The sequence below is a fragment of the Pseudomonas sp. E1MeOHC2 genome (assembly GCF_058745025.1).
Map to the genome: position 1 here is coordinate 3,901,038 of NZ_CP196675.1, position 21,493 is coordinate 3,922,530.

Below are 21,493 nucleotides of genomic sequence, written 5' to 3' on the forward strand. Positions count from 1 at the left end.
CGGGGCAAGTCGGACCGCGAAAAGGCCCTTCAGTCGAACCTGTAAATGTCCATCCCCAGTGCCCCCAGGGTGAACCCCTGGTGCACCACCCCGAACTTGCTTCCAGCCCCCAAGGCAAAGTACAGCGGCAGCAAATGCTCATCGCTGGGATGGTTACGCACCGCAAACGGTGCCTGCTGCCGGTAATCCACCAGCGCATCCCGGTCATCGTCCTGCAGCCGCGCCACCACCCAATCCCGAAACGCCAGTGCCCAAGGTTCTATCACGTCCGGCCCGGCGTGCCAGTTCAGCTCCCCCAGGTTATGGGTAATGCTCCCCGAGCCCACCAGCAGTACCCCCTGCGCGCGCAACCCTGCCAGCGCCTGGCCGACCTTGAGTTGCAAGGCAGGCCCCCTCTGGCTGGGCAGCGAGACCTGTATCACCGGGATGTTGGCGCTCGGGTACATCAGGCTCAGCGGTACCCAGGCGCCATGATCGAACGGGCGGTGCGCATCGGTACGTGCGGGCAGGCCGGCAGCGCCCAGCAATGCACACACCTCTTCGGCCAGCGCAGGCTCACCCGGCGCCGGGTACTGCACGGCATATAGCGCCGGAGGGAAGCCGTGGAAGTCATGCCAGGTCTCGGGTTGCTGGCTGCCGGTCACCAGCAGCTCACGGCTTTCCCAGTGCGCCGACACCACCACGATTGCCTTGGGCTGCGGCAGGGCGTTGGCCAGCCCGGCGAGGGCCGGCCCGCTAGCGCCTGGGTGTAGGGCAAGCATGGGTGATCCATGGGAAATGAACAGGCTGGGCAGCATGGTGGGGTCCTGAGGGTTAAGATGCTGTCATCTTCGATCAGTTACCGATCGAAATCCAAACCAAGTTTTCTGCGCTATCTATCGAAGCGCTTGATGAGTATAGGAGCAGTTATGGAGCCAGCGTTCTGGCACAAGCGATGGGCCGATAACCAGATCGGCTTCCATCAAATGCAGGTCAACCCTTACTTGCAGGCGCACTGGCCCGCGCTGGCGTTGGCGCCTGGTAGCCGGGTGCTGGTGCCGTTGTGCGGCAAGAGCCTGGACTTGGCCTGGTTGGCAGGGCAGGGCTATCGCGTGCTGGGGGTGGAGCTGTCGCGCCGGGCAGTGGAGGGGTTTTTCCGCGAGCACGGGCTTGAGCCCGAAGTGTCGCAAAGGGGCGGCTTCGAGGTTTGGCGATGTGCTGAAGTGGAAGTGTGGTGCGGGGATTTCTTTGCCTTGCAGGCGCAGGATCTGGCTGATTGTGCGGGGGTCTATGACCGCGCCGCGTTGATTGCATTGCCGCCCGAGATGCGCCTGCGGTACATGCGGCTGCTGGCTGAATTGTTGCCGACGGGTTGCCAAGGGCTGTTGGTGACGCTGGATTATGACCAGGCGCTGTTGGCCGGGCCGCCATTTTCGGTGGCCGATGATGAGGTGCGGCAGGGGTTTGCGGCGTGGCGGGTGGAGGTGTTGGAGGTGCTAGAGATCATTCAGGAGAGCCCCAAGTTTGCCCAGGCCGGTGCTGCCAGCCTGTTGGAGCGGGTGTATCGCATCAGTCGCTGATCGGCAGGCAGGCACAAAAAAGGGCGACCGAAGTCGCCCTTTTTTGTTTTTACCGGGTGGATCAACCGCGGCGACGCAGCGCTTCGATACGGTCTTCCAGCGGCGGGTGGCTCATCAGCAGCCCGGCCAGGCCGTGCTTGAGGCCGCCATTGATACCGAAGGCCTTCATGGTGTCCGGCATGTGCACCGGCAAGCCTTGTTCCACGCGCAGGCGCTGCAGGGCGCCGATCATTGCAGCGGTGCCGGCCAATTGCGCACCGGCTTCGTCGGCGCGGTATTCGCGGCGGCGCGAGAACCACATGACGATCATGCTGGCCAGGATGCCCAGGATCAGCTCGGCAACGATAGTCGCCACGTAGTAGGCGATGCCCTGGCCTTCTTCATTCTTGAAGATGACCTTGTCGACGAAGTTGCCGATGATGCGGGCGAAGAACATCACGAAGGTGTTCACCACGCCCTGCACCAGTGCCAGGGTGACCATGTCACCGTTGGCCACGTGGCCGATCTCGTGGGCCAGCACCGCACGCACTTCATCGGGCGAGAATCGCTCCAGCAAGCCTTGGGAGACAGCTACCAGGGCGTCGTTGCGGTTCCAGCCGGTGGCGAAGGCGTTGGCCTCGTACGCCGGGAAGATACCCACTTCGGGCATCTTGATACCGGCCTCGCGCGACAGCTCTTCGACCGTTTGCAACAGCCACTGCTCGTGGCGGGTGCGCGGCTGGGAGATGATCTGGGTGCCGGTGGTCATCTTCGCCATCCACTTGGAGATGAACAGCGAGACGAGGGAGCCGGCAAAACCGAACACGGCGCAGAACACCAGCAGGCTGCTGAGGTTGAGGTCGACCCCGTTGGCGGCCATGAACCCGTTGAAACCGAACAGGCTCAGGGTAATGCTTGCAACCAGCACCACCGCGAGGTTGGTGGCTACAAACAACAGAATGCGCATCATGGTTGTTACGTTCTCCTGACGGATGAGAGTGTTGCTTACTGCGGGGTATATAAGGGGCAAGCCGTGCCGATTCAATCGGGCGACTATTTCAAACTGTGTACGGCGGAGTATGGCAGAGGAAAGGGCGGGGGCTGTGAGGTAGAGCGTTGCAGGATGTAAGAAACATTGTGTGGGATTGTGCGGGGCTGCTTCGCAGCCCAATCGCGGGGCAAGCCCGCTCCCACAGGAGTTCTGCAACCCTCAGGTGCAGCGCTGCAGCTGTGGGAGCGGGCGTGCCCCGCGAATGGGCCGGAACTTACTGCGAATAAGTCCGCAGGAAACTCCCGATCCGCCCGATCGCCGCTTCCAGGTCATCCACCCGCGGCAAGGTCACCACGCGGAAGTGGTCCGGCCACGGCCAGTTGAACGCCGTGCCCTGAACGATCAGCAGCTTCTCCGACAACAGCAGGTCGAGCACGAATTTCTCGTCGTTGTGAATCGGGCAGACCTTGGGGTCGATCTTTGGGAACGCATACAGGGCGCCCATCGGTTTCACACAGCTGACGCCGGGGATCGAGTTGAGCAGCTCGTAGGTGCGGTTGCGCTGCTCCAGCAGGCGGCCTTGTGGCAGTACCAGGTCGTTGATGCTCTGGTAGCCACCCAGGGCGGTCTGGATGGCATGCTGGGCCGGCACGTTGGCGCACAGGCGCATGTTGGCCAGCATGTCGATGCCTTCGATGTAGCTCTTGGCGTGGTGCTTGGGCCCGGAGATGATCAGCCAGCCGGAACGGAAGCCCGCCACCCGGTACGACTTGGACAGGCCGTTGAAGGTCAGGCACAGCAGGTCGGGTGCCAGCGAGGCGGTGCTGATGTGCACGGCTTCGTCGTACAGGATCTTGTCGTAGATCTCGTCGGAGAACACCACCAGGTTGTGCTGGCGTGCCAGCTCCAGCATGCCCAGCAGCAGCTCCCTGGAATACACCGCGCCGGTCGGGTTGTTCGGGTTGATGATCACCAGGGCCTTGGTGTTCGAGGTGATTTTGGCCTTGATGTCCTCAAGGTCCGGGAACCAGTCTGCCTGCTCGTCGCACAGGTAGTGCACCGGCTTGCCGCCGGCCAGGCTCACCGCAGCAGTCCACAGCGGGTAGTCGGGGGCCGGGATCAGTACTTCGTCGCCGTTGTTGAGCAGCGCCTGCATCGACATGACGATCAGTTCGGACACGCCGTTGCCGAGGTAGATGTCCTCGATGGTGACGCCTTCGATGTCTTTCTGCTGGCAGTACTGCATCACCGCCTTGCGTGCGCTGAACAGCCCTTTGGAGTCGCTGTAGCCCTGGGCGGTGGGCAGGTTGCGGATCACATCCTGAAGGATTTCGTCCGGCGCCTCGAAGCCAAACGGCGCCGGGTTGCCGATGTTCAGCTTGAGGATGCGGTGGCCTTCCTCCTCCAGGCGTTTGGCGTGCTTGAGCACTGGGCCGCGAATGTCGTAGCAGACATTGGCGAGCTTGTTCGATTTGCTGAACTGCATGATGGGGTCCCGGTTGAGAATACGCACCGCGCCCCTTCGAAAGGTTTGAAAGGGCAGGAAGCGGGTGCCAGACTGAACGCCTGGCACACGAAGCCAACTAATATACGTGCCACCCGCGCTACGGAAAAGACGGCGCGGGGTGAAATTAAGCCTGCCGAGGTGCTTACATGCAAAAGATCGAGAAGACACTAGAACAATGGCGGTCGATGCTCGACCCCGAGCAGTACCAGGTGTGCCGCCTCAAAGGCACCGAGCGCCCGTTCAGTGGCAAGTACAACAGCGAGCGCCGCGACGGTATCTACCACTGCATCTGCTGCCACCTGCCGCTGTTCGATGCCCAGACCAAGTTCGACTCCGGCTGCGGCTGGCCGAGCTTCTACGCGCCGATCGAAGACAGCGCGATGATCGAGATTCGCGACACCTCCCACGGCATGGTCCGCACCGAAGTCACCTGCGCCCGCTGCGATGCACACCTGGGCCACGTGTTCCCCGACGGCCCGCCACCGAGCGGCCTGCGCTATTGCATCAACTCGGTGTGCATCGACCTTCAACCGCGCGACTGACCGGAGCCCGAACATGGCTGGATCGATGCTGGACATTCCCTGCGTGACCCTGGGCGGCGAGCACAAGAAGCTCGGCGACTTTCCGGGCAAGGCCTTGCTGGTGGTCAACACCGCCAGCCAGTGCGGCTTCACCCCCCAATACAAGGGCCTGGAGCAGCTGTGGCAGCACTATCGCGAGCGCGGCCTGGTGGTGCTGGGCTTCCCCTGCAACCAGTTCGGCAAGCAAGAGCCAGGCGATGCGCGGGACATCGCGCAGTTCTGCGAGCGCAATTTCGGCGTGAGCTTCCCGCTGTTTCGCAAGGTAGAGGTCAACGGGCCCGGTGCGCACCCGCTGTTCGTCGAGCTCAAGCAGCGTGCTCCGGGGCTGCTGGGCAGCCAGAAGATCAAGTGGAATTTCACCAAGTTTCTGGTCGACCCGGCCAGCGGCCACGTCACGCGCTATGCGCCGACCACCAAGCCGCAGGCCCTGGAAGGGGATATCGAGCGTCTGCTTAGCCGCTGATCGGTACCCAGTGATCGACCAGTGCCAGTAGCTCTTCGCGGCGGAACGGCTTGGCCAGGTAGTCGTTCATGCCGGCTGCGCGGCAGCGCTCGCGCTCCTCGGGCATGGCATTGGCGGTCAGGGCGACGATGGGCAGTTCAGGCCAGCGGCCGCTCTGGCGGATGCGTCGGCTGGCTTCGTAGCCGTCCATCACCGGCATGTTGCAGTCCATCAACACCAGGTCGAAATCTTCCTGTTCGAGGCACTCCAGGGCCTCGGCGCCTTGGCTGGCCACTTGTACCTGGCAGCCGAGCTTGGCCAGCATGCCTTTGGCCACCAGTTGGTTTACCGGGTTGTCCTCCACCAGCAGAATCCGCGCGCGGCGTGCTTCCAGGGTCGTGCTCGGGTTGGCCAGCGGGTGCTCGGGCTCATGGCCTTGCAGGGTGCGCCGCAGGGTCTGGTACAAGGCGTTGCGCGCCAGTGGCCGGGCCAGTTGATGCAAGGGCGCCAGGCTGACGGACTGCTCGCTGGGGAGGAAATTGCCATAGGCGGTCACCAGCAGGATGGGCGTTTTCAGCGCGGGACGCAGCTCGAACAGGTGCTCCAGGTCGTCGGTGATCAGCAGGTCGAACTGCGTGGCGTCCAGGCCTGCGCTGCTGTCTTGGCGCTGGTACGCCAGGCCCCAGGTGGGTAGCAGGTCTTGCAGCAGTTCATGCAGCCCGCTGCCGGCATTGCTCAAGGCCACCACGCGCCCCTGCAGCGGCGCGGGCGGGATGGCCTCGGTGTGAACGGTCAGCGGCAACTCTGCGCTGAAGCGGCTGCCGAACCCAGGCTCGGACTGAATATGCAGATGCCCCTGCATGGCCTTGCACAGGTTACGCGTCAGGGCCAGGCCCAGGCCGGTGCCGCCGTACTGGCGGGTGATGCCGGCGCCGGCCTGGGTGAACGGTTGGAAAATCCGCGCCTGGGCTTCTTCGGGGATGCCGATGCCGGTATCGCGAACCTCCAGGCGCACGCCGCCGACTATCGTTGCCAGGCGAATGTCGACGCGGCCGAAACGGGTGAACTTGAGGGCATTGGACAACAGGTTGCTGACGATCTGGCGCACCCGCGTAGGGTCGCCGAGCACGCTGCTGGGGAAGTCACGGGCGATCAGGCAGGTCAGTTCGACGCTCTGCGCAGTGTTCTGCGACAGCAGGTTGGCGGTGTCCTCGACCATCGAGCCCATGTCGAACGCAATGCGTTCGAGCTCCAGCTGGCCGGCATCGAACTTGGACAGGTCGAGGATGTCGTTGAGCAGCTCCACCAGCACTTTGCCCGAGTCGTGGGCGATGGTCATCTGCTGGCGCTGCTCGCTGGGCAGCGGGCTGTCCAGGGCCAGGGCGATCATGCCGAGCATGCCGTTGAGCGGGGTACGGATCTCGTGGCTCATGTTGGCCAGGAAGGCCGCGCGCGCCTGGGCCATGTCGAGGGCGCGGCGGCGGGCTTGTTCGAGCTCCTGGTTGGACAGGCTCAGGCTGCTGTTGCTGGCCTTGAGCTGGTCGGTGCGTGCCGACACGATGTCTTCCAGCTCGTTGAGGTACTGGGTCAGGCGGTTTTCGGCGGTACGCCGCTGCTCGATCTCGGTGGCCATGCTGACGAACTGCTGGTTGGCGACCTTGACCAGTACGCCGATCTCGTCGAGCTCATGACCGTGGGGGCATTCCAGGCGGGTTTGCCGCGGCTTGCGCGGGTCGCTGCCGCTGAGCGCACCGATCACGGTGACCAAGGGTTTGGTCAGCATCATGTAGAACAGCGCCAGCAGAATGCCGGTCAACACTAAGCTGCGGGCGAAGCCGTTGAACAGGGTGATGCCGGCGCGGTCGAGAAAGCGGCTGCCGAAGGCGTAGGTGTCGACATCCAGGTACAGGGTGCCGAGGTATTCATCGGGCAGGTGGGCGAGGAACAGGCGGTCCTCAAGCTGGCGCTGCTCGCCGAACAGAAAGTCGCTCAGGGGGCGGTAGCGGTCTTCCAGGCGCGGACGCTCGACATCGGCCAGCACGGTGTCATTGTTGTCGATCAGCCGTGCGCGGATCACCGCCGGCGATTGCAGCAGGCCGCGGGTCAGCTCCAGGGCCAGCTCGGCATCGATGTTGTAGGCGATGCGTGAGGCCGGGTTGTGGCTGATTTGCAGCAGCGCACGCACTTCGCGGTTGATGGATGCGTCTTCGCTGGCATAATCGATGCCGATCTGGATGAGACTGAGCAATGTTCCCAGGATGAAGCCGACCAGGACTGTCAGCCGGGCTTGCTTGTATGACAGGCGATTGGTGAACTTGATATCCATGAGTCCCGAGCCGGTTTCACGTCCCTTGCGCTGCGCAAGCATAGCCGAATAGCCCCGGCTGCTGGCGGGTCTGTCTGTTCATTTCAGTTGATCGCCAAGCGGGGGCCGCTGTGCAGCGCTTCGCGGGGCAAGCCCGCTCCCACAGGTACAGCGTAGCCCCAGGCTCTGCGCGGTCCCTGTGGGAGCGGGCTTGCCCCGCGAAGGGGCGCGCAGCGGCCCCCAAAAAACTGAAATCTGTAGGAGTCGTCATGGACGCTCGCTTGATTGCTTTCCTGGACCGCGCCGAATCGGTAATGGCGCGCCTTGAACCGCTGTTGCCCGCCCCACGCCCGGACATCGACTGGCACACCACCCTGGCCGCCCGCTGGCAGCGCGATGGCCGCACCGGTTACCTGATGCCGCTTGAAGTCAGCCTGGACATCCGCCTCAGCGACCTGATCGGGGTCGACCAGCAACGTGACCAGCTGGGCCGCAACACCCACCAGTTCATCAATGGCCTGCCTGCCAACCACGCGTTGCTGTGGGGCTCGCGTGGCACCGGCAAGTCGTCGCTGGTGCGCGCCTTGCTGGCCGAGCACGCCGGTGCCGGCCTGCGCCTGATCGAAATCGAGCGCGACCACCTGGCCGACCTGCCGCGGGTGGTCGAGCAACTGCAAAAACTGCCGCAGCGCTTCATCCTGTTCTGCGACGACCTGTCGTTCGAAGCCGGGGAGGGCGACTACCGGGTGCTCAAGAGCGTACTCGACGGCTCGCTGGAGCAGGCCCCTGACAATGTCTTGCTGTACGCCACCTCCAACCGCCGCCACCTGGTGCCGGAGAAAGAGAGCGACAACGAGAACTGGAAGCGCGTCGACGGCGAGCTGCACCCCAGCGAAGCCGTGGAAGACAAGATCGCCTTGTCGGACCGTTTTGGCCTGTGGCTGTCGTTCTACCCCTTCACCCAGGACCACTTCCTCAACGTGGTCGAACACTGGATCGGCCAGTTGGCGCGCTCTGCCGGGTTAAAATGGCAGCGTGACGAAGCGCTGGACATCCTTGCCGTGCGCTGGGCCACCGGCCGCGGCAACCGTAATGGCCGTTGTGCCTATCAGTTCGCCCGCTACTGGGTCGGGCTGCAATTGCTGGAGCAAAAGTAAATGATCGACCTCAATGCCAGTGGCACCGGCCTCGATGGCTATGACCTGCTGGCGGCGCAAGTGCAGGCACTGTTTGCCGACGAGCGCGACTTCATTGCCAACGCCGCGCAGTTTTCGGCGTTTCTCTTCCATCAGGTGGATGACCTGAACTGGGCGGGCTTTTACCTCAACCGCAACGAAGAGCTGGTGCTCGGCCCGTTTCAGGGGCAGGTGGCCTGTGTGCGCATTCCGTTCAGCAAGGGTGTGTGCGGCGCGGCGGCGGCCACCCGGCAGACCCAGCGGGTCGAGGACGTGCATGCATTCCCGGGGCACATTGCCTGTGACAGTGCGTCCAACAGTGAATTGGTGATTCCACTGGTGAAGGAGGGCAGGTTGATTGGGGTGCTGGACCTGGACAGCCCGAAGGTTGGGCGGTTCAGTGAGGTGGATCAGCTGGGGGTGGAGCGGTTGGTGGCGATCTTCCTGGCATTGACCGACTGCTGATTATTGGGTTGCCTGAACTGGCCCTTTCGCGGGCAAGCCCGCTCCCACTGGATAATCACAAACCTTAAAGGCAGTGATATACCTGTGGGAGCGGGCTTGCCCGCGAAGAGGCCAGTGCAGGTTAAGCAATCAGTCGTACATCGCCTTCTTCTTCCAGGTCTCTTCCTCGTCGGTCTTGAGCCCGTCGGTCAGTTCATTGTGCTCGTCTTCCGCCGGTGCCATGCGGTCCAGCACCTGGGCATTGGCCCGTGCCAGCAGTTTTTCCAGGTACGTCAGCTGCTCTTCAAACACCTTGGGCTCAGGCTGCTTGCGCAGGTACTGCACGCCACGCTCGAAAGCCAGGCGTGCCTGGCCCGGCTGGCCCTTCTGCAGGGCCTGCTGGCCGAGGTTGTTGAAGAACTCAATGTGCAGCAGCACCAGGATATGGCGGATCTCCTTGACCCACTGCTTGGCCTCGCTGGCGGGCAGGAAGCCTTCCTGGGCGGCGCGGGCGACCTGGGTGTGCAGCGCTTCGAGCAGAAAACGCACGTCCTTGGCTTTGACCTCGGTCTGGATCGGGTTAGGGGGGTTGTTCACCGGGATCTTTTCGCCCAGGGCGATCAGGCCCTCCAGCTCGGCGATACGTGCCTTGAGTTCGGCATTGTGCTTGTCCACCGCCAGCTGGCGCTGGTTGAGGTTCAGCTCCAGGCGGGTCAGCAGCAGCTTGAGTGCCGGGGTCATGAATTGGCCGGGGAAGGTCTCGGTGATTTCGCCACAGCGGCGCAAGCGATCGGCAAGCTCGACCTTCAGTCGCGCACGTTCGAGCTTGCTGTTCTCGACCACATTGTTGAGGTAGCCGATCACGATCAGCAACGCGATACCCGCCACGATGAGCAGAGTGATCAGAAGTGGTGTCACCGTTAATGCCTCATGAATAGGTTTGCATTATTGAGTGTAGGAGCGAGCTTGCTCGCGAGAGGCCCTCACAGGCATTCTCTTTTTCTATCGGCAAACTGTGCCATGGCTGGATGCTGGCACATTAATGCTGCCTTGACGCCAGAAAATCAACGCCAAACCCCTGCGGGTTGCCTGAAACAGCGCTCGGCACACCCGGAAGTCATTGATTTAAATAAATTTCTACAAAGGGGTTGACGATCTTACGCAGCATCCATAGAATGCGCGCCACTTGCAGCGTAAAGCACACAGCGAAACGCGGCAGGGAGTGAAAGCAGCATGTAAATGCTTGCAGCGTGTCCCCTTCGTCTAGTGGCCTAGGACACCGCCCTTTCACGGCGGTAACAGGGGTTCGAGTCCCCTAGGGGACGCCATATTGCGGGAATAGCTCAGTTGGTAGAGCACGACCTTGCCAAGGTCGGGGTCGCGAGTTCGAGTCTCGTTTCCCGCTCCAGTTTCTCCGGCACTGCTTAACGGCGGGGCAGGAAAAGAAAGTCCAGTTTGAGTCGTGAGGTTCAATATCTGGCGCACTGAAAAGTGTTGTGTGTCCCCTTCGTCTAGTGGCCTAGGACACCGCCCTTTCACGGCGGTAACAGGGGTTCGAGTCCCCTAGGGGACGCCATTTGCGGGAATAGCTCAGTTGGTAGAGCACGACCTTGCCAAGGTCGGGGTCGCGAGTTCGAGTCTCGTTTCCCGCTCCAGTTTAAATACTGTGGCGTCTATGCGGTGCAGTGGTGGTGAAGGTCGTAAAGGCGCTTCACGCCGAAAGTGGTAAAGCTTCACATTGCGGGAATAGCTCAGTTGGTAGAGCACGACCTTGCCAAGGTCGGGGTCGCGAGTTCGAGTCTCGTTTCCCGCTCCAAATCGAAAAAACGCAAAAAGGGACGAAAGTCCCTTTTTGCGTTTCTGTTCGTCCGTTTTTTGATGTCGGTGCCGGCCCGAACATCACTGTTCGGGCCGGCACCCTGCGGGTTAACGGTAGCTGATGGTGAAATCCAGCGCCCCTTTGGCCATGCCAGGGGTAAGGATGCATATAAACTCACTCGCAAGCCTGTAAAAGGTTGGGCGGGGGAGGATCCAGAAGACTTCGGTAATGTGTGGGATACAACGGATTAGTGTTTTTTTCATTGAATGATCCCTGTGTGTTAGAGCGCTGCGAACTCGTCTCTCAGCGCGCTGGCAGAGTACGCAGGGCAACACAGGGGCGCTGTAGGTAAAGGCTGCAAGCTCCAGGGAAAAAGGCCACTTGAAGTTTCGTTCAGCACCCTTAGCGAGGCAGCGAAGGATCAGTGGCGAGTATCGGCCGCCCTCGAAGCCAGCAGCTGCTTTTGTTCAAACCAATCGAAGGCCTCGCCACGCTGTTCGCATTCGTAGCGGCGCTCTTCCAGTGCCTGGTACAGGCTCAGTTCTTCATCGGGCATGAAGTGCAGGCAGTCGCCGGCGAAGAACCACAGCAGGTCCCGTGGCACCAGGTGGGCGATTTGCGGGTAGCGCTGGATGACCTGGCACATCAGGTCCTGGCCCAGGTACTGGCTTTGCAGTGGATCTTGCGGCAACAGCGCCAACAGTTCGTCGAAACGTTCGAGAAACAGGGCGTGGTTTTCTTCCGGTACCTGCTCGGCTTCACCCAGTGCCACCAGGATGGTACGCAGGTGGTTCAGCAGTTGCAGGTGGTATTCCAGGTGGGGGTTGGCCATTGAGCGGTCCTTGGGGTGGTTGAAACGGGGGCGGAGTATACGCCGGTGGGGAAGGGGCCGCAAAACGGCCCCCTGGCTCAACGTACTTTGCCTTGTTCAGGCCGCAACTGCGCCTTGTCGAAGGCATCCACATCGATCACCGCCCGGCGGGCTTGCTCAGCCGCTTGCAGCCGTTGCCCTTCACCCGGCTGCAGTGCGCCACTTGCGACTGCTGCATCGATCACCGATTGCTCGGAGGCCGGGTGAACCTTGTCTTCCTTGATCGCCCGCTGCAGCGCCTTGCGCAGGGGGGCGGTTTCGTCCAGCAGGTCGCAGGCCCGTTGCAATGCGGCCACGGGGTCACCGTCTGCTTTTGGCCTGAAGCAGCCGCTGAGCAGTTCTTCCAACGCCGGGTCGCCTTTGCAACGGCCAATCAGCGCCGCCACTTCGGCATCCAGCTCATCGCTCGGGCCGGTGTGGCGACGGCCAAAGGGGAATACCAGCACGCGCAGCGCACAGCCGACAAAGCGGTTGGGGAAGTTGTCGAGCAGTCGGTCCAGGGCATTTTCCGCCTGCCCCAGGCTTTCTTCCATGGCCCAGCGCAACAGCGGCTGCATGTGCTCGGGTGAGCCCAAGTCGTGATAGCGTTTGAGCGCGGCGCTGGACAGGTACAGGTAGCTCAGCACGTCGCCCAGGCGCGCACTCAGGCGTTCGCGGCGCTTGAGCGCGCCGCCTAGCAGCATCATTGACAGGTCGGCCAGCAGGGCGAAGGCGGCAGCCTGGCGGTTGAGGGCGCGGAAGTAGCCTTGGCTCAAGGCATCTCCCGGTACGCTCTCCCAGCGACCCAAGCCCAGGTTGAACACCAGCGTGCTTGCCGCGTTACCGGCGGCAAACATGATGTGCTTCATCAACAGGTCGTCGAATTCCTTGAGGGCCTGGTCGCGGTCTTCGCGGCCGGCCAAGGCCATCTCCTTGAGCACGAACGGATGGCAGCGGATCGCCCCTTGCCCGAAGATCATCAGGTTGCGCGAGAGGATGTTGGCGCCCTCGACGGTGATGAAGATCGGCGCACCTTGCCAGTTGCGGCCGAGGTAGTTGTTAGGGCCCATGATGATGCCCTTGCCGCCATGCACGTCCATGGCATGCTGAATGCACTCGCGGCCACGCTCGGTCAGGTGGTACTTGAGGATCGCTGACAGCACCGAGGGTTTTTCACCCAGGTCCACGGCCTTGGCGGTCAGTAGCCGGGCGCTGTCCATCAGCCACGCGTTGCCGCCGATGCGCGCGAGGGACTCCTGAATGCCTTCGAAGGCGGCCAGTGGTACGTTGAATTGCTCGCGAATGTTGGCGTACTGGCCGGTGACCAGGCTGGTGTACTTGGCCGCGCCGGTGCCGACCGCAGGCAGGGAGATGGACCTGCCCACCGACAGGCAGTTCATCAGCATCATCCAGCCCTTGCCGAGCATGGCCTGGCCGCCAATCAGAAAGTCCAGCGGCACGAATACGTCCTTACCGCTGTTGGGGCCGTTCATGAACGCCGCGCCCAGCGGCAGGTGACGCTTGCCGATATCCACGCCAGGGGTGTCGGTGGGGATCAGTGCCAGGCTGATGCCCAGTTCCTCTTCATCACCCAGTAGGTGGTCTGGATCGTAGGCCTTGAAGGCCAGGCCGAGCAGGGTGGCGACCGGGCCGAGGGTGATGTAGCGTTTCTCCCAGTTCAGGCGCAGGCCGAGCACCTCTTCGCCGTTCCACTGGCCTTTGCAGATCACGCCGGTGTCGGGCATCGCACCGGCGTCGGAGCCTGCCAAGGGGCCGGTAAGGGCGAAGCAGGGGATCTCCTGGGCGCTGGCCAGCCGCGGCAGGTAGTGGTTACGTTGTTCATCAGTGCCGTAGTGCAGCAGCAGTTCGGCCGGGCCCAAGGAGTTGGGCACCATCACCGTGGACGCCAGGTCTCCGCTGCGTGTGGCGAGTTTCATTGCCACCTGGGAGTGGGCGTAGGCAGAAAAACCTTTACCGCCGTATTCTTTGGGAATGATCAGGGCGAAGAAGCCATTGTGCTTGATATGCGTCCAGGCTTCGGGCGGCAGGTCGAGGTCCTGGCCGATCTGCCAGTCGCTGACCATCGCGCAGAGTTCCTCGGTGGGGCCATCGAGGAAGGCCTGCTCTTCGTCGGTGAGTTTGGGTGCCGGGTAGGCGATCAGGGTGCGCCAGTCGGGGCGGCCACTGAACAGCTCGCCGTCCCACCACACCGTCCCTGCGTCGATCGCTTCGCGTTCGGTTTGCGACATGGGCGGGAGGGTGCGCTGGAACCAGTTGAATACCGGGCCGGTGAACACCTTGCGCCGCCAGTCGGGCAGTGCCACCAGGGCAACCTTCAGTGCCAGTACGCCCCAGATCAGTGCCAGCAGCCAGCTGGGTGCACGGCTGAATATGCCCATCAACAGCACGTAGGCTGCCATGAGGCCCAGTATCTGCAAGGGTGCCATGCGCCGATGCGTCAAAAACGCCGCGCCTATTACCAACCCCACCAACCACAACAGCCACATAGTCTTTCCTCCATGGAACTGGGTGTTCGCAACCGTTGCCAAGAGCTTAGCCTGCCGCTTCGCAAAGGCCTGACCTGAACAGTGACAGGTTGTGGCTGGAGGAGTTCGCTTTCAGATGCTTCAGAGCGGCTAATCAGGCCTTGTTCCACTGGGCCACGAATGCTTCGGCCGTCATCAAAGGCACAGGTACGATGATGTAGGCCCAGTACCAGTCAGTCTGGCCTTCCATCATGGCCTGGACGACGGCGAACCGGCTGAGCAGGTTTGGCGTGAAGATGCCTGCCTGATTTACGTAGCCCCCGCCCGCCAGTACCGTCCATTTTGTCTGGTCAGGTGGCACCTCGATTTCTTTGCCTTTTTGGATGTAGAAGAAGCGCAGTTTCAAACGGCCCTGGGCCAGTTCGGTCTTGATGAACAGGTTAGGGACGTCGTTCAGTATTACGAAAGTGGAGGTGAGTGGGAGCGAACCAGTACCGGTCAGGACCCGGTCGATCCTAATAGGCGTATCGAAGGACGCTTTTGTCGCTGTTGGCTCGTCGCACAGGCTGTTATCTGCCCGGTGGATCTGCGGCTTGGACGGTGCGCTGTAGTCACACAGGTAACCTTTGGGTTTCAAGGTGCCGTGGCCAACGCCTTCAAAACCCCAATTCAGGGGGGCAGTGCCTAATGGGGCAACCTCAATCTGGTGTGCAGTGCTGCCGGCACCTACTACGGCTACCAGTGGGTCTGGGTGAAGAATCAGCGGCTCATCGGCTGGCGGCCTGCTCTCGCGGTTGAATGTATATGACGCCTTGAAAGCGTTGTCACCACTCCAGTCATATTGGTTACACAGTACATAGCCCCAAGGCAAGAGCAGGCCTGCAAGGTCTGTGAAGGTGTAGAGCAGATCTACGTCGTGCACTTCGGTTGCCAGGATATAGGCCGCCAATTCATCCCAGGGCGTGCTGTCTTGGGGGGGGAGCGGGTCTCCTGTATTGCCATCCTTTTTCATGACCTGGAGAACGTGCGCGCCTGAGTTTGGGTGCTTGCGCACTTGAAACTGAAGATTCGTCAAAAGCCAGTCGGCCTCTTTACGGGCGTCGACCACATGAGGTTGGACGATGCGCTGCTCGGCCGGCAAACCGTTGAACCGTTGGCGGAAAGCGTCCCCTAGCTCGGTGTCGCGCGCTTGTGACCCAGCTGCCTGTACGTAGAATTCGGCGTTCTTTGTGATTTTTAATGTGAGGGGTGTATCGGGGCCTGCGCAATGCCCGACAAACCCATCCAGTGGAAATTCCTGATAGAGGAACTGCGGTTCGTCTTTAGTAAACGCTACGACGCTGTCCAGATTTGCCCTGGGCTTACCGCCAAACATGTGCGTGGACCAAATGAAGTTGGCGTAGGACATCATGCGTGATTTGAGCTGCACGCGGTCCTCAAGGTACTTCACAACGGGTTTGGCCAGTTTACTGATGATGACTTCGCGGGTTGTACTCTTGAGCCTTTCATAATGAATGGTCTCATGCAGAACCGGGACGGGTCGTAGTGACATTTCACGCAACGCATTGATTTTGGCGGCGTCGAAGATGATATGCATGCGCCAGCCCCGCATGTCGTGATTGGGCTGGATGGGCGTATCGGTGCTTGCCGGTGTTTGTTCCATGATGACGCCTCGCGTTATCTCGTTGAGAGGCGATTTCAGCATTGGCGCAGCCCGGTCGCTACTGGCAGTTTTATCAGGTGGGCGAGCCATGGCGGCGCTTGGCGCGGTTTAGGCTGCAAGCTGGAGAGTGCGGGGGTAGACTCTCCCTTCTCGTACATTCAGGGATGTCGACATGTTGAAGATTTGGGGTCGCAAGAATTCGAGCAACGTGCGCAAGGCGCTGTGGATCGCCCATGAACTGGGCCTGGACTTCGAGTCCATCGACGCCGGCGGCGCCTTCGGCGTGGTCAACGAGCCGCACTACCGCGCCCGCAACCCCAACGGCCTGGTGCCGATGCTCGAAGACGGCGACCTGACGCTGTGGGAGTCCAATACCATCGTCCGCTACCTCTGCGCCGAGTACGGCCAGGAGCAGGGTTGGTATCTGGAAGACCCGCGCCAGCGGGCCCTGGCCGACAAGTGGATGGACTGGACGACCTCGTCCTTCGCCACCCCGTTCCGCCCACTGTTCTGGGGCCTGCTACGCACGCAAGAAGACCAGCGCGACTGGGTCGCGATCAACGCCGCGCACAAGCAGTGCGCCCAGTTGCTGACCATCGCCGACGAAACCCTGGCCAAGCAGCCGTACCTGTCCGGTGACCAGATCGGCATGGGTGACATCCCACTGGGTAGCTTCATCTATGCCTGGTTCGAAATGCCCATCGAGCGCCCGGCCATGTATCACCTGCAAGCCTGGTACGCGCGCCTGAAGCAGCGCCCGGCCTATCAGGCAGCGGTGATGACCGCGCTGACTTGAACCTGCCTCGATAGTCATTATCAATACATCTGACTGTACTTGTGCGGCCAGGCCTTGCACCATGGCCGCACTCACTGCGCCAGTGACTTTGCCTGGCGTGTCCTGAACCTTTTTTTCGGTAAATGACCCGCTATGAGTTCCGCCCTGTCCATCCGACAGCTGACCAAGACCTACGGCAATGGCTTCCAGGCCCTCAAAGGCATCGACCTTGATGTTGCCGAAGGCGACTTCTTCGCCTTGCTCGGCCCCAACGGCGCCGGCAAATCCACCACCATCGGTATTCTGTCGACCCTGGTCAACAAGACCAGCGGCACGGTGAACGTGTTCGGCCACGACCTGGACCGCGAGCCGTCGGCGCTCAAGCGCTGCCTGGGCGTGGTGCCGCAAGAGTTCAACTTCAACCAGTTCGAAAAGACCTTCGACATCGTCGTCACCCAGGCCGGCTACTACGGCATCCCGCCCAAGCTGGCCAAGGAGCGCGCCGAGCAGTACCTGACCCAGCTTGGGCTGTGGGACAAGCGCGACGTACAGTCGCGTTCGCTGTCCGGCGGAATGAAGCGCCGGTTGATGATCGCCCGTGCCTTGATCCACGAGCCGCGCCTGCTGATTCTCGATGAACCCACCGCAGGCGTGGACATCGAGTTGCGCCGTTCGATGTGGAGCTTCCTCACCGAGCTTAACCAGAAGGGCATCACCATCATCCTCACCACGCACTACCTCGAAGAGGCCGAGCAGCTGTGCCGCAACATCGGCATCATCGACCACGGCACCATCGTCGAGAACACCAGCATGCGCCAGCTGCTGGGCAAGCTGCATGTCGAAACCTTCGTACTCGACCTCAAACAGGACCTGCCGGCAGCGCCTGCGCTGCAAGGCTACCCGTGCCGCCTGATCACCCCGCATACCCTGGAGGTGCAGGTGGACAAGGACATCGGTATCACCGCGCTGTTCGGCCAGCTGGCGCTGCAAAATATCGAAGTGCAAAGCCTGCGTAACAAGACCAACCGACTCGAGGAGCTGTTTGTGTCCCTGGTGGAAAAAAACCTGTCGAAGGTGGCCGTATGAGTGTGGAACTGCGCACCAATTGGGTGGCCCTCAACACCATCGTCTACCGTGAAGTCCGGCGTTTTTTGCGCATCTGGCCACAGACCCTGCTGCCGCCAGCGATCACCATGGTCCTGTACTTCGTCATCTTCGGTAACCTGATCGGCCGGCAGATCGGCGACATGGGCGGCTTCACCTACATGGAGTACATCGTGCCGGGGCTGATCATGATGTCGGTGATCACCAACTCCTACGGCAACGTGGTGTCGAGCTTCTTCGGCAGCAAGTTCCAGCGTTCGATCGAGGAGCTGATGGTATCGCCGGTATCGCCGCACACCATCCTCGTCGGCTATGTGCTGGGCGGCGTGTTGCGCGGGCTGGCGGTGGGGGTGATCGTTACGATCCTGTCGATGTTCTTTACCCACTTGCAGGTACATCACCTGGGTGTGACCGTCGTTGTGGTGCTGCTGACGGCCACCATCTTCTCGTTGCTGGGCTTCGTCAATGCGGTGTTCGCCCGCAACTTCGACGACATCTCGATCATTCCGACCTTCGTGCTGACGCCGCTGACCTACCTGGGTGGGGTGTTCTACTCAATCAACCTGCTGCCGCCGTTCTGGCAGGTGGTGTCACTGGCCAACCCGGTGCTGCACATGGTCAACTCGTTCCGCTACGGCATCCTAGGGGTGTCGGATATCAGCATTGGCACGGCGATCACCTTCATGCTCGTCGCCACTGCGCTGCTGTACATGCTGTGCATTCGTCTGCTGGTCAGCGGTCGCGGCATGCGTGCATGAGCATTTGAGTTTGCGCCGGCGCCACTGCCGGCCAACCCACCAGCGCCAGTACAGCAAGGTGGTGAAGTAGGCGAGGATGCCCAGCACTACGCCGCACACCACCGAGCCCAGCAGGAAGGGCTGCCACAGGGTCGACAGCTGGTCGGTGATCCATTCGAAGGTCAGATCGTCAGGCAGGGTGCGCGGCGGAATCTGCAACAGCCAGGCGCCGGTCATGTAGGTGACGAAGAACACCGGTGGCATGGTCAGCGGGTTGGTCAGCCACACCAGGCTTACCGCGATCGGCAGGTTGCCGCGTACCGGGATCGCCAGCGCAGCAGCCAGCAGCATCTGCATGGGGATAGGGATGAGCGCCGCGAACAGGCCCACGCCCATGGCCCTGGCCACCGAGTGCCGGTTCAGGTGCCAGAGGTTCGGGTCGTGCAGCAACTTGCCGAAAAAGCGTAAGGACTTGTGTTCCCGAATGCTGGTCGGATCCGGCATGTAGCGTTTGAAGAGGCGGCGCGGCATGTAGGCTCCCGGGGCGTTGATCGGGGCAGTATGCCTTGAATCCCTAACAGCCTCGTTTAGAGTTTGTGACAATTGTTGAGCAAGCTTTGCCGGCATTTGCGCTATGCCTCAGGAGGTCATTTCGCTTCTGGGGCTCTACCTTATGCGCACAGGGATGTTTGCGCTCGCGCTCGGGCTGTTGTGCCTGGGCTTTCTCCCGATGCTGCCATCGGTCGGATGGCTTCTTCTGCTGTCGCTGGGCGCTGTCGTCAGCCTGTTCACACGGCTCTGGCCGTTGGGCTGCTTTCTTTTGGGGATGTGCTGGGCTTGCTGGTCGGCCAAGCAAGCGCTGGATGACCGACTTGCGCCTGGGCTCGATGGCCGCACGTTGTGGCTGGAGGGCAGGGTGGCTGGCCTGCCGAGCCGCACCGCGCAAGGCGTGCGTTTCGAGCTGGAACAGGCCTCTTCACGGCGTGCCGAATTGCCACGGCGCTTGCAACTGAGCTGGTTCGACGGGCCGCAGGTGAGGGCGGGCGAGCATTGGCGGTTGGCGGTGACCTTGCAGCGTCCTGCCGGGCTGCTCAACCCGCATGGGCCTGATCGGGAGGCGCAGTTGCTGGCCCGGCGGATTGGCGCCACCGGCACGGTGAAAGCAGGGCAGGTGTTGACCGCTGTAGGTGGGGGCTGGCGTGACCAACTGCGCCAACGCCTGTTGGCGGTGGAGGCCCATGGCCGGCAGGCGGCGCTGGTGGCCTTGGTGCTGGGGGATGGCGGGGGCCTGGCACGTGCCGATTGGCAGACGCTGCAGGCCACCGGTACGGTGCACCTGCTGGTGATCTCCGGCCAGCATATCGGCCTGGTTGCGGGCTTGCTGTATGGCCTGGTCGCCGGGCTGGCACGTTGGGGGCTCTGGCCCGCACGGTTGCCCTGGTTGCCCTCGGCCTGCGCCCTGGCAATGACGGCTGCGCTCGCCTACGGCTGGCTCGCCGGTGGCGGTGTGCCGGTGCAGCGGGCCTGCCTGATGCTGGCCGTGGTGTTGCTGTGGCGCCTGCGTTTTCGTCATCTTGGCGCGACGCTGCCATTGCTGCTGGCGCTGGTCGCGGTGCTCTTATTTGAACCCTTGGCGGCGCTGTTGCCGGGATTCTGGCTGTCTTTCTCCGCCGTGGCGACCTTGATCTACTGCTTCAGTGCCCGCCTGGGTGGCTGGCGGCCCTGGCAGGCCTGGACGCGTGCGCAGTGGGTGATCGCCATCGGCTTGCTGCCGGTGCTGCTGGCCACTGGCTTGCCGGTGAGTTTGAGTGCACCGTTGGCCAACCTGCTGGCCGTGCCGTGGGTCAGCCTTGCGGTGTTGCCGTTGGCCCTGCTGGGCACCCTACTGTTGCCCGTGGCGGGTGTAGGTGAGGCGTTGCTGTGGCTGGCCGGGGGCTTGCTGGAGGTGCTGTTCAGGGTCTTGGCCTGGGCCGCGAGCTGGCGCCCGGCGTGGGTGCCGCCGGCCTTGCCGCTGTGGGCCTGGTTAGTGGTGTGCCTGGGTGCGCTGCTGGTGTTGCTGCCCCGTGGCGTGCCCTTGCGCGGGCTGGGCGGGGCCATGCTGCTGGCGTTGTGGGTGCCCAGAGAGTCGGTGCCGTCGGGGCAGGTGGAAATCTGGCAGTTGGACGTCGGCCAGGGGTGGCAGTGTTGTTGCGTACCCGTCATCACAGCTTGCTTTACGACGCCGGGCCGGCCAAAGGTGAGTACGACGCGGGGGAGCGGGTAGTGTTGCCGACCTTGCAAAAGTTGGGCGTAAGCCGCCTGGATACGCTGTTGATCAGCCATGCCCATGCCGACCATGCCGGGGGCGCGCCGGCCATTGTGCGGGGCATGCCGGTCGCGCGGGTGCTCGGTGGCGAAGCGCTGGAGGGCATTGGGCTGCAGCCTTGTGTCAGTGGTGAGCATTGGGAGTGGGATGGTGTGCGCTTTTCGCTCTGGCATTGGGCGCAAGGGCAAAGCAGCAATGATCGCTCTTGCGTGTTGCTGGTCGAGGCGCAAGGGGAGCGATTGCTGTTGGCGGGTGATCTGGAGGCCGCTGCCGAACGGGCCTGGCTGGCGTCCACTGAAGCGCCTCGCATCGACTGGCTGCAGTCCCCGCACCATGGCAGCCGCAGTTCGTCCACGGAGGCGTTCATCCGCGCTACGGCGCCCCGTGGGGTACTGATTTCGCGGGGGCGCAACAATGGTTTTGGCCATCCGCATGCACAGGTGGTGGAGCGTTATCGGCGGCACGGGCTGGCGATTCACGATACGGCAGTGGAGGGGGCCTTGCGGCTGGTGCTGGGCACTCAGGGTGAAGTGGAGGGTATAAAAGGGCGGCGGCGTTTCTGGCGTGAGGCTGGCGATGGTTGATAGGGCCCCTTCGCGGGCAAGCCCGCTCCCACCGGTGCAGCACTCCTTTCAGGTTTGGTGCTGTATCTGTGGGAGCGGGCTTGCCCGCGAAGGGGCCCGACAAGGCAACCGAGAACCCAAGGTGGCAACTGGGGCAGGCCAATTCCCTGACCTTCGGCAGATGAGCCGCCTGCGCGCCTATGGTAGA

The 21,493-nt window shown here is 62.3% G+C and carries 16 protein-coding genes, 5 tRNA genes and 2 pseudogenes; 14 read left to right on the forward strand and 9 right to left on the reverse strand.

What is annotated here, in order from left to right; all coding sequences use genetic code 11:
* Window positions 1-29: 29 nt before the first annotated feature.
* The gene (locus tag ACSSU5_RS17665) at window positions 30-797 is read right to left on the reverse strand and encodes a DODA-type extradiol aromatic ring-opening family dioxygenase (protein ID WP_492559396.1); all 768 of its coding nucleotides are present in this window, start codon (window positions 795-797) and stop codon (window positions 30-32) included.
* Window positions 798-908: 111 nt separating this feature from the next.
* Here ACSSU5_RS17665 and ACSSU5_RS17670 point away from each other — a divergent pair, with 111 nt between their 5' ends.
* Window positions 909-1,559, forward strand: a complete 651-nt coding sequence (locus ACSSU5_RS17670; RefSeq protein WP_492559397.1) for a thiopurine S-methyltransferase — start codon at window positions 909-911, stop codon at window positions 1,557-1,559.
* A gap of 61 nt (window positions 1,560-1,620) precedes the next feature.
* Here the strand turns inward: ACSSU5_RS17670 and htpX are convergent, their stop codons facing one another.
* Together htpX and ACSSU5_RS17680 are read right to left on the reverse strand one after the other, a co-directional pair.
* Entirely contained in the window at window positions 1,621-2,508 is an 888-nt protein-coding gene (gene htpX, locus ACSSU5_RS17675; protein ID WP_003259721.1) for a protease HtpX, read from the reverse strand.
* A 295-nt stretch (window positions 2,509-2,803) separates the two neighbouring features.
* Window positions 2,804-4,015, reverse strand: coding sequence for a pyridoxal phosphate-dependent aminotransferase (locus ACSSU5_RS17680; RefSeq protein WP_492559398.1), 1,212 nt, complete (start codon window positions 4,013-4,015; stop codon window positions 2,804-2,806).
* Between the two features lie 167 nt (window positions 4,016-4,182).
* Between ACSSU5_RS17680 and msrB the strand changes: the two genes are divergently transcribed.
* Both msrB and ACSSU5_RS17690 read left to right on the forward strand, forming a co-directional pair.
* Entirely contained in the window at window positions 4,183-4,578 is a 396-nt protein-coding gene (gene msrB, locus ACSSU5_RS17685; protein WP_492559399.1) for a peptide-methionine (R)-S-oxide reductase MsrB, read from the forward strand.
* 13 nt (window positions 4,579-4,591) lie between these two features.
* Window positions 4,592-5,080 (forward strand): glutathione peroxidase, encoded by a 489-nt coding sequence (locus ACSSU5_RS17690; protein WP_264309756.1) that lies wholly within the window; start codon window positions 4,592-4,594, stop codon window positions 5,078-5,080.
* On the opposite strand, the gene ACSSU5_RS17695 is transcribed toward ACSSU5_RS17690, so the two are convergent.
* Window positions 5,070-7,427: a hybrid sensor histidine kinase/response regulator gene (locus ACSSU5_RS17695; RefSeq protein WP_264309755.1), complete on the reverse strand. Its 2,358-nt coding sequence runs from the start codon at window positions 7,425-7,427 to the stop codon at window positions 5,070-5,072. The genes ACSSU5_RS17690 and ACSSU5_RS17695 overlap by 11 nt on opposite strands.
* A gap of 206 nt (window positions 7,428-7,633) precedes the next feature.
* Here ACSSU5_RS17695 and ACSSU5_RS17700 point away from each other — a divergent pair, with 206 nt between their 5' ends.
* Window positions 7,634-8,521: an ATP-binding protein gene (locus ACSSU5_RS17700; RefSeq protein WP_264309754.1), complete on the forward strand. Its 888-nt coding sequence runs from the start codon at window positions 7,634-7,636 to the stop codon at window positions 8,519-8,521.
* Window positions 8,522-9,004 carry a GAF domain-containing protein gene (locus tag ACSSU5_RS17705; RefSeq protein ID WP_492559400.1) on the forward strand — a complete coding sequence of 161 codons (483 nt, stop codon included), beginning with the start codon at window positions 8,522-8,524 and terminating at the stop codon, window positions 9,002-9,004.
* A gap of 129 nt (window positions 9,005-9,133) precedes the next feature.
* On the opposite strand, the gene ACSSU5_RS17710 is transcribed toward ACSSU5_RS17705, so the two are convergent.
* Window positions 9,134-9,901, reverse strand: a complete 768-nt coding sequence (locus ACSSU5_RS17710) for a hypothetical protein (RefSeq protein WP_492559401.1) — start codon at window positions 9,899-9,901, stop codon at window positions 9,134-9,136.
* 334 nt (window positions 9,902-10,235) lie between these two features.
* On the opposite strand from ACSSU5_RS17710, the gene ACSSU5_RS17715 reads away from it, so the two are divergent.
* The 5 genes from ACSSU5_RS17715 to ACSSU5_RS17735 all read left to right on the forward strand — a co-directional run bounded on the left by ACSSU5_RS17715 (window position 10,236) and on the right by ACSSU5_RS17735 (window position 10,799).
* Window positions 10,236-10,311, forward strand: a tRNA-Glu gene (locus ACSSU5_RS17715).
* A 4-nt stretch (window positions 10,312-10,315) separates the two neighbouring features.
* Window positions 10,316-10,391 (forward strand) — tRNA-Gly (locus tag ACSSU5_RS17720).
* Between the two features lie 92 nt (window positions 10,392-10,483).
* Window positions 10,484-10,559: transfer RNA gene (locus tag ACSSU5_RS17725), tRNA-Glu, on the forward strand.
* Between the two features lie 3 nt (window positions 10,560-10,562).
* A tRNA-Gly gene (locus ACSSU5_RS17730) sits at window positions 10,563-10,638 on the forward strand.
* A gap of 85 nt (window positions 10,639-10,723) precedes the next feature.
* Window positions 10,724-10,799: transfer RNA gene (locus tag ACSSU5_RS17735), tRNA-Gly, on the forward strand.
* 424 nt (window positions 10,800-11,223) lie between these two features.
* Here the strand turns inward: ACSSU5_RS17735 and ACSSU5_RS17740 are convergent.
* From ACSSU5_RS17740 to ACSSU5_RS17750, 3 genes are all read right to left on the reverse strand, one after another.
* Window positions 11,224-11,634 carry a PA2817 family protein gene (locus ACSSU5_RS17740; protein WP_264309740.1) on the reverse strand — a complete coding sequence of 137 codons (411 nt, stop codon included), beginning with the start codon at window positions 11,632-11,634 and terminating at the stop codon, window positions 11,224-11,226.
* Between the two features lie 77 nt (window positions 11,635-11,711).
* A complete protein-coding gene (locus ACSSU5_RS17745) occupies window positions 11,712-14,159 on the reverse strand; it encodes an acyl-CoA dehydrogenase (RefSeq protein WP_492559402.1) in 2,448 nt (815 codons plus the stop codon).
* A gap of 133 nt (window positions 14,160-14,292) precedes the next feature.
* The gene (locus ACSSU5_RS17750; RefSeq protein ID WP_492559403.1) at window positions 14,293-15,801 is read right to left on the reverse strand and encodes a hypothetical protein; all 1,509 of its coding nucleotides are present in this window, start codon (window positions 15,799-15,801) and stop codon (window positions 14,293-14,295) included.
* A 172-nt stretch (window positions 15,802-15,973) separates the two neighbouring features.
* Here ACSSU5_RS17750 and ACSSU5_RS17755 point away from each other — a divergent pair, with 172 nt between their 5' ends.
* The 3 genes from ACSSU5_RS17755 (at window position 15,974) to ACSSU5_RS17765 (ending at window position 18,438) form a co-directional block, all read left to right on the forward strand.
* The gene (locus tag ACSSU5_RS17755) at window positions 15,974-16,597 is read left to right on the forward strand and encodes a glutathione S-transferase (protein ID WP_492559404.1); all 624 of its coding nucleotides are present in this window, start codon (window positions 15,974-15,976) and stop codon (window positions 16,595-16,597) included.
* 132 nt (window positions 16,598-16,729) lie between these two features.
* Entirely contained in the window at window positions 16,730-17,662 is a 933-nt protein-coding gene (locus ACSSU5_RS17760) for an ABC transporter ATP-binding protein (protein WP_264309736.1), read from the forward strand.
* A complete protein-coding gene (locus tag ACSSU5_RS17765; RefSeq protein WP_264309735.1) occupies window positions 17,659-18,438 on the forward strand; it encodes an ABC transporter permease in 780 nt (259 codons plus the stop codon). The genes ACSSU5_RS17760 and ACSSU5_RS17765 overlap by 4 nt, the downstream gene beginning before the upstream one ends.
* Before the next feature lie 12 nt (window positions 18,439-18,450).
* Here ACSSU5_RS17765 and ACSSU5_RS17770 read toward each other — a convergent pair.
* Window positions 18,451-18,948, reverse strand: a pseudogene (locus ACSSU5_RS17770) (DUF2062 domain-containing protein); the annotation flags it as partial.
* Window positions 18,949-19,090: 142 nt separating this feature from the next.
* On the opposite strand from ACSSU5_RS17770, the pseudogene ACSSU5_RS17775 reads away from it, so the two are divergent.
* Window positions 19,091-21,306 (forward strand): annotated as a pseudogene (locus ACSSU5_RS17775) (DNA internalization-related competence protein ComEC/Rec2).
* Window positions 21,307-21,493 lie beyond the last annotated feature (187 nt).

Coding starts and splice junctions, on each gene's coding strand:
- ACSSU5_RS17665 (WP_492559396.1), bottom strand. CDS start 797: ATGCTGCCCAGCCTGTTCATTTCCCATGGATCACCCATGCTTGCCCTA.
- ACSSU5_RS17670 (WP_492559397.1), top strand. CDS start 909: ATGGAGCCAGCGTTCTGGCACAAGCGATGGGCCGATAACCAGATCGGC.
- htpX (WP_003259721.1), bottom strand. CDS start 2,508: ATGATGCGCATTCTGTTGTTTGTAGCCACCAACCTCGCGGTGGTGCTG.
- ACSSU5_RS17680 (WP_492559398.1), bottom strand. CDS start 4,015: ATGCAGTTCAGCAAATCGAACAAGCTCGCCAATGTCTGCTACGACATT.
- msrB (WP_492559399.1), top strand. CDS start 4,183: ATGCAAAAGATCGAGAAGACACTAGAACAATGGCGGTCGATGCTCGAC.
- ACSSU5_RS17690 (WP_264309756.1), top strand. CDS start 4,592: ATGGCTGGATCGATGCTGGACATTCCCTGCGTGACCCTGGGCGGCGAG.
- ACSSU5_RS17695 (WP_264309755.1), bottom strand. CDS start 7,427: ATGCTTGCGCAGCGCAAGGGACGTGAAACCGGCTCGGGACTCATGGAT.
- ACSSU5_RS17700 (WP_264309754.1), top strand. CDS start 7,634: ATGGACGCTCGCTTGATTGCTTTCCTGGACCGCGCCGAATCGGTAATG.
- ACSSU5_RS17705 (WP_492559400.1), top strand. CDS start 8,522: ATGATCGACCTCAATGCCAGTGGCACCGGCCTCGATGGCTATGACCTG.
- ACSSU5_RS17740 (WP_264309740.1), bottom strand. CDS start 11,634: ATGGCCAACCCCCACCTGGAATACCACCTGCAACTGCTGAACCACCTG.
- ACSSU5_RS17745 (WP_492559402.1), bottom strand. CDS start 14,159: ATGTGGCTGTTGTGGTTGGTGGGGTTGGTAATAGGCGCGGCGTTTTTG.
- ACSSU5_RS17750 (WP_492559403.1), bottom strand. CDS start 15,801: ATGGAACAAACACCGGCAAGCACCGATACGCCCATCCAGCCCAATCAC.
- ACSSU5_RS17755 (WP_492559404.1), top strand. CDS start 15,974: ATGTTGAAGATTTGGGGTCGCAAGAATTCGAGCAACGTGCGCAAGGCG.
- ACSSU5_RS17760 (WP_264309736.1), top strand. CDS start 16,730: ATGAGTTCCGCCCTGTCCATCCGACAGCTGACCAAGACCTACGGCAAT.
- ACSSU5_RS17765 (WP_264309735.1), top strand. CDS start 17,659: ATGAGTGTGGAACTGCGCACCAATTGGGTGGCCCTCAACACCATCGTC.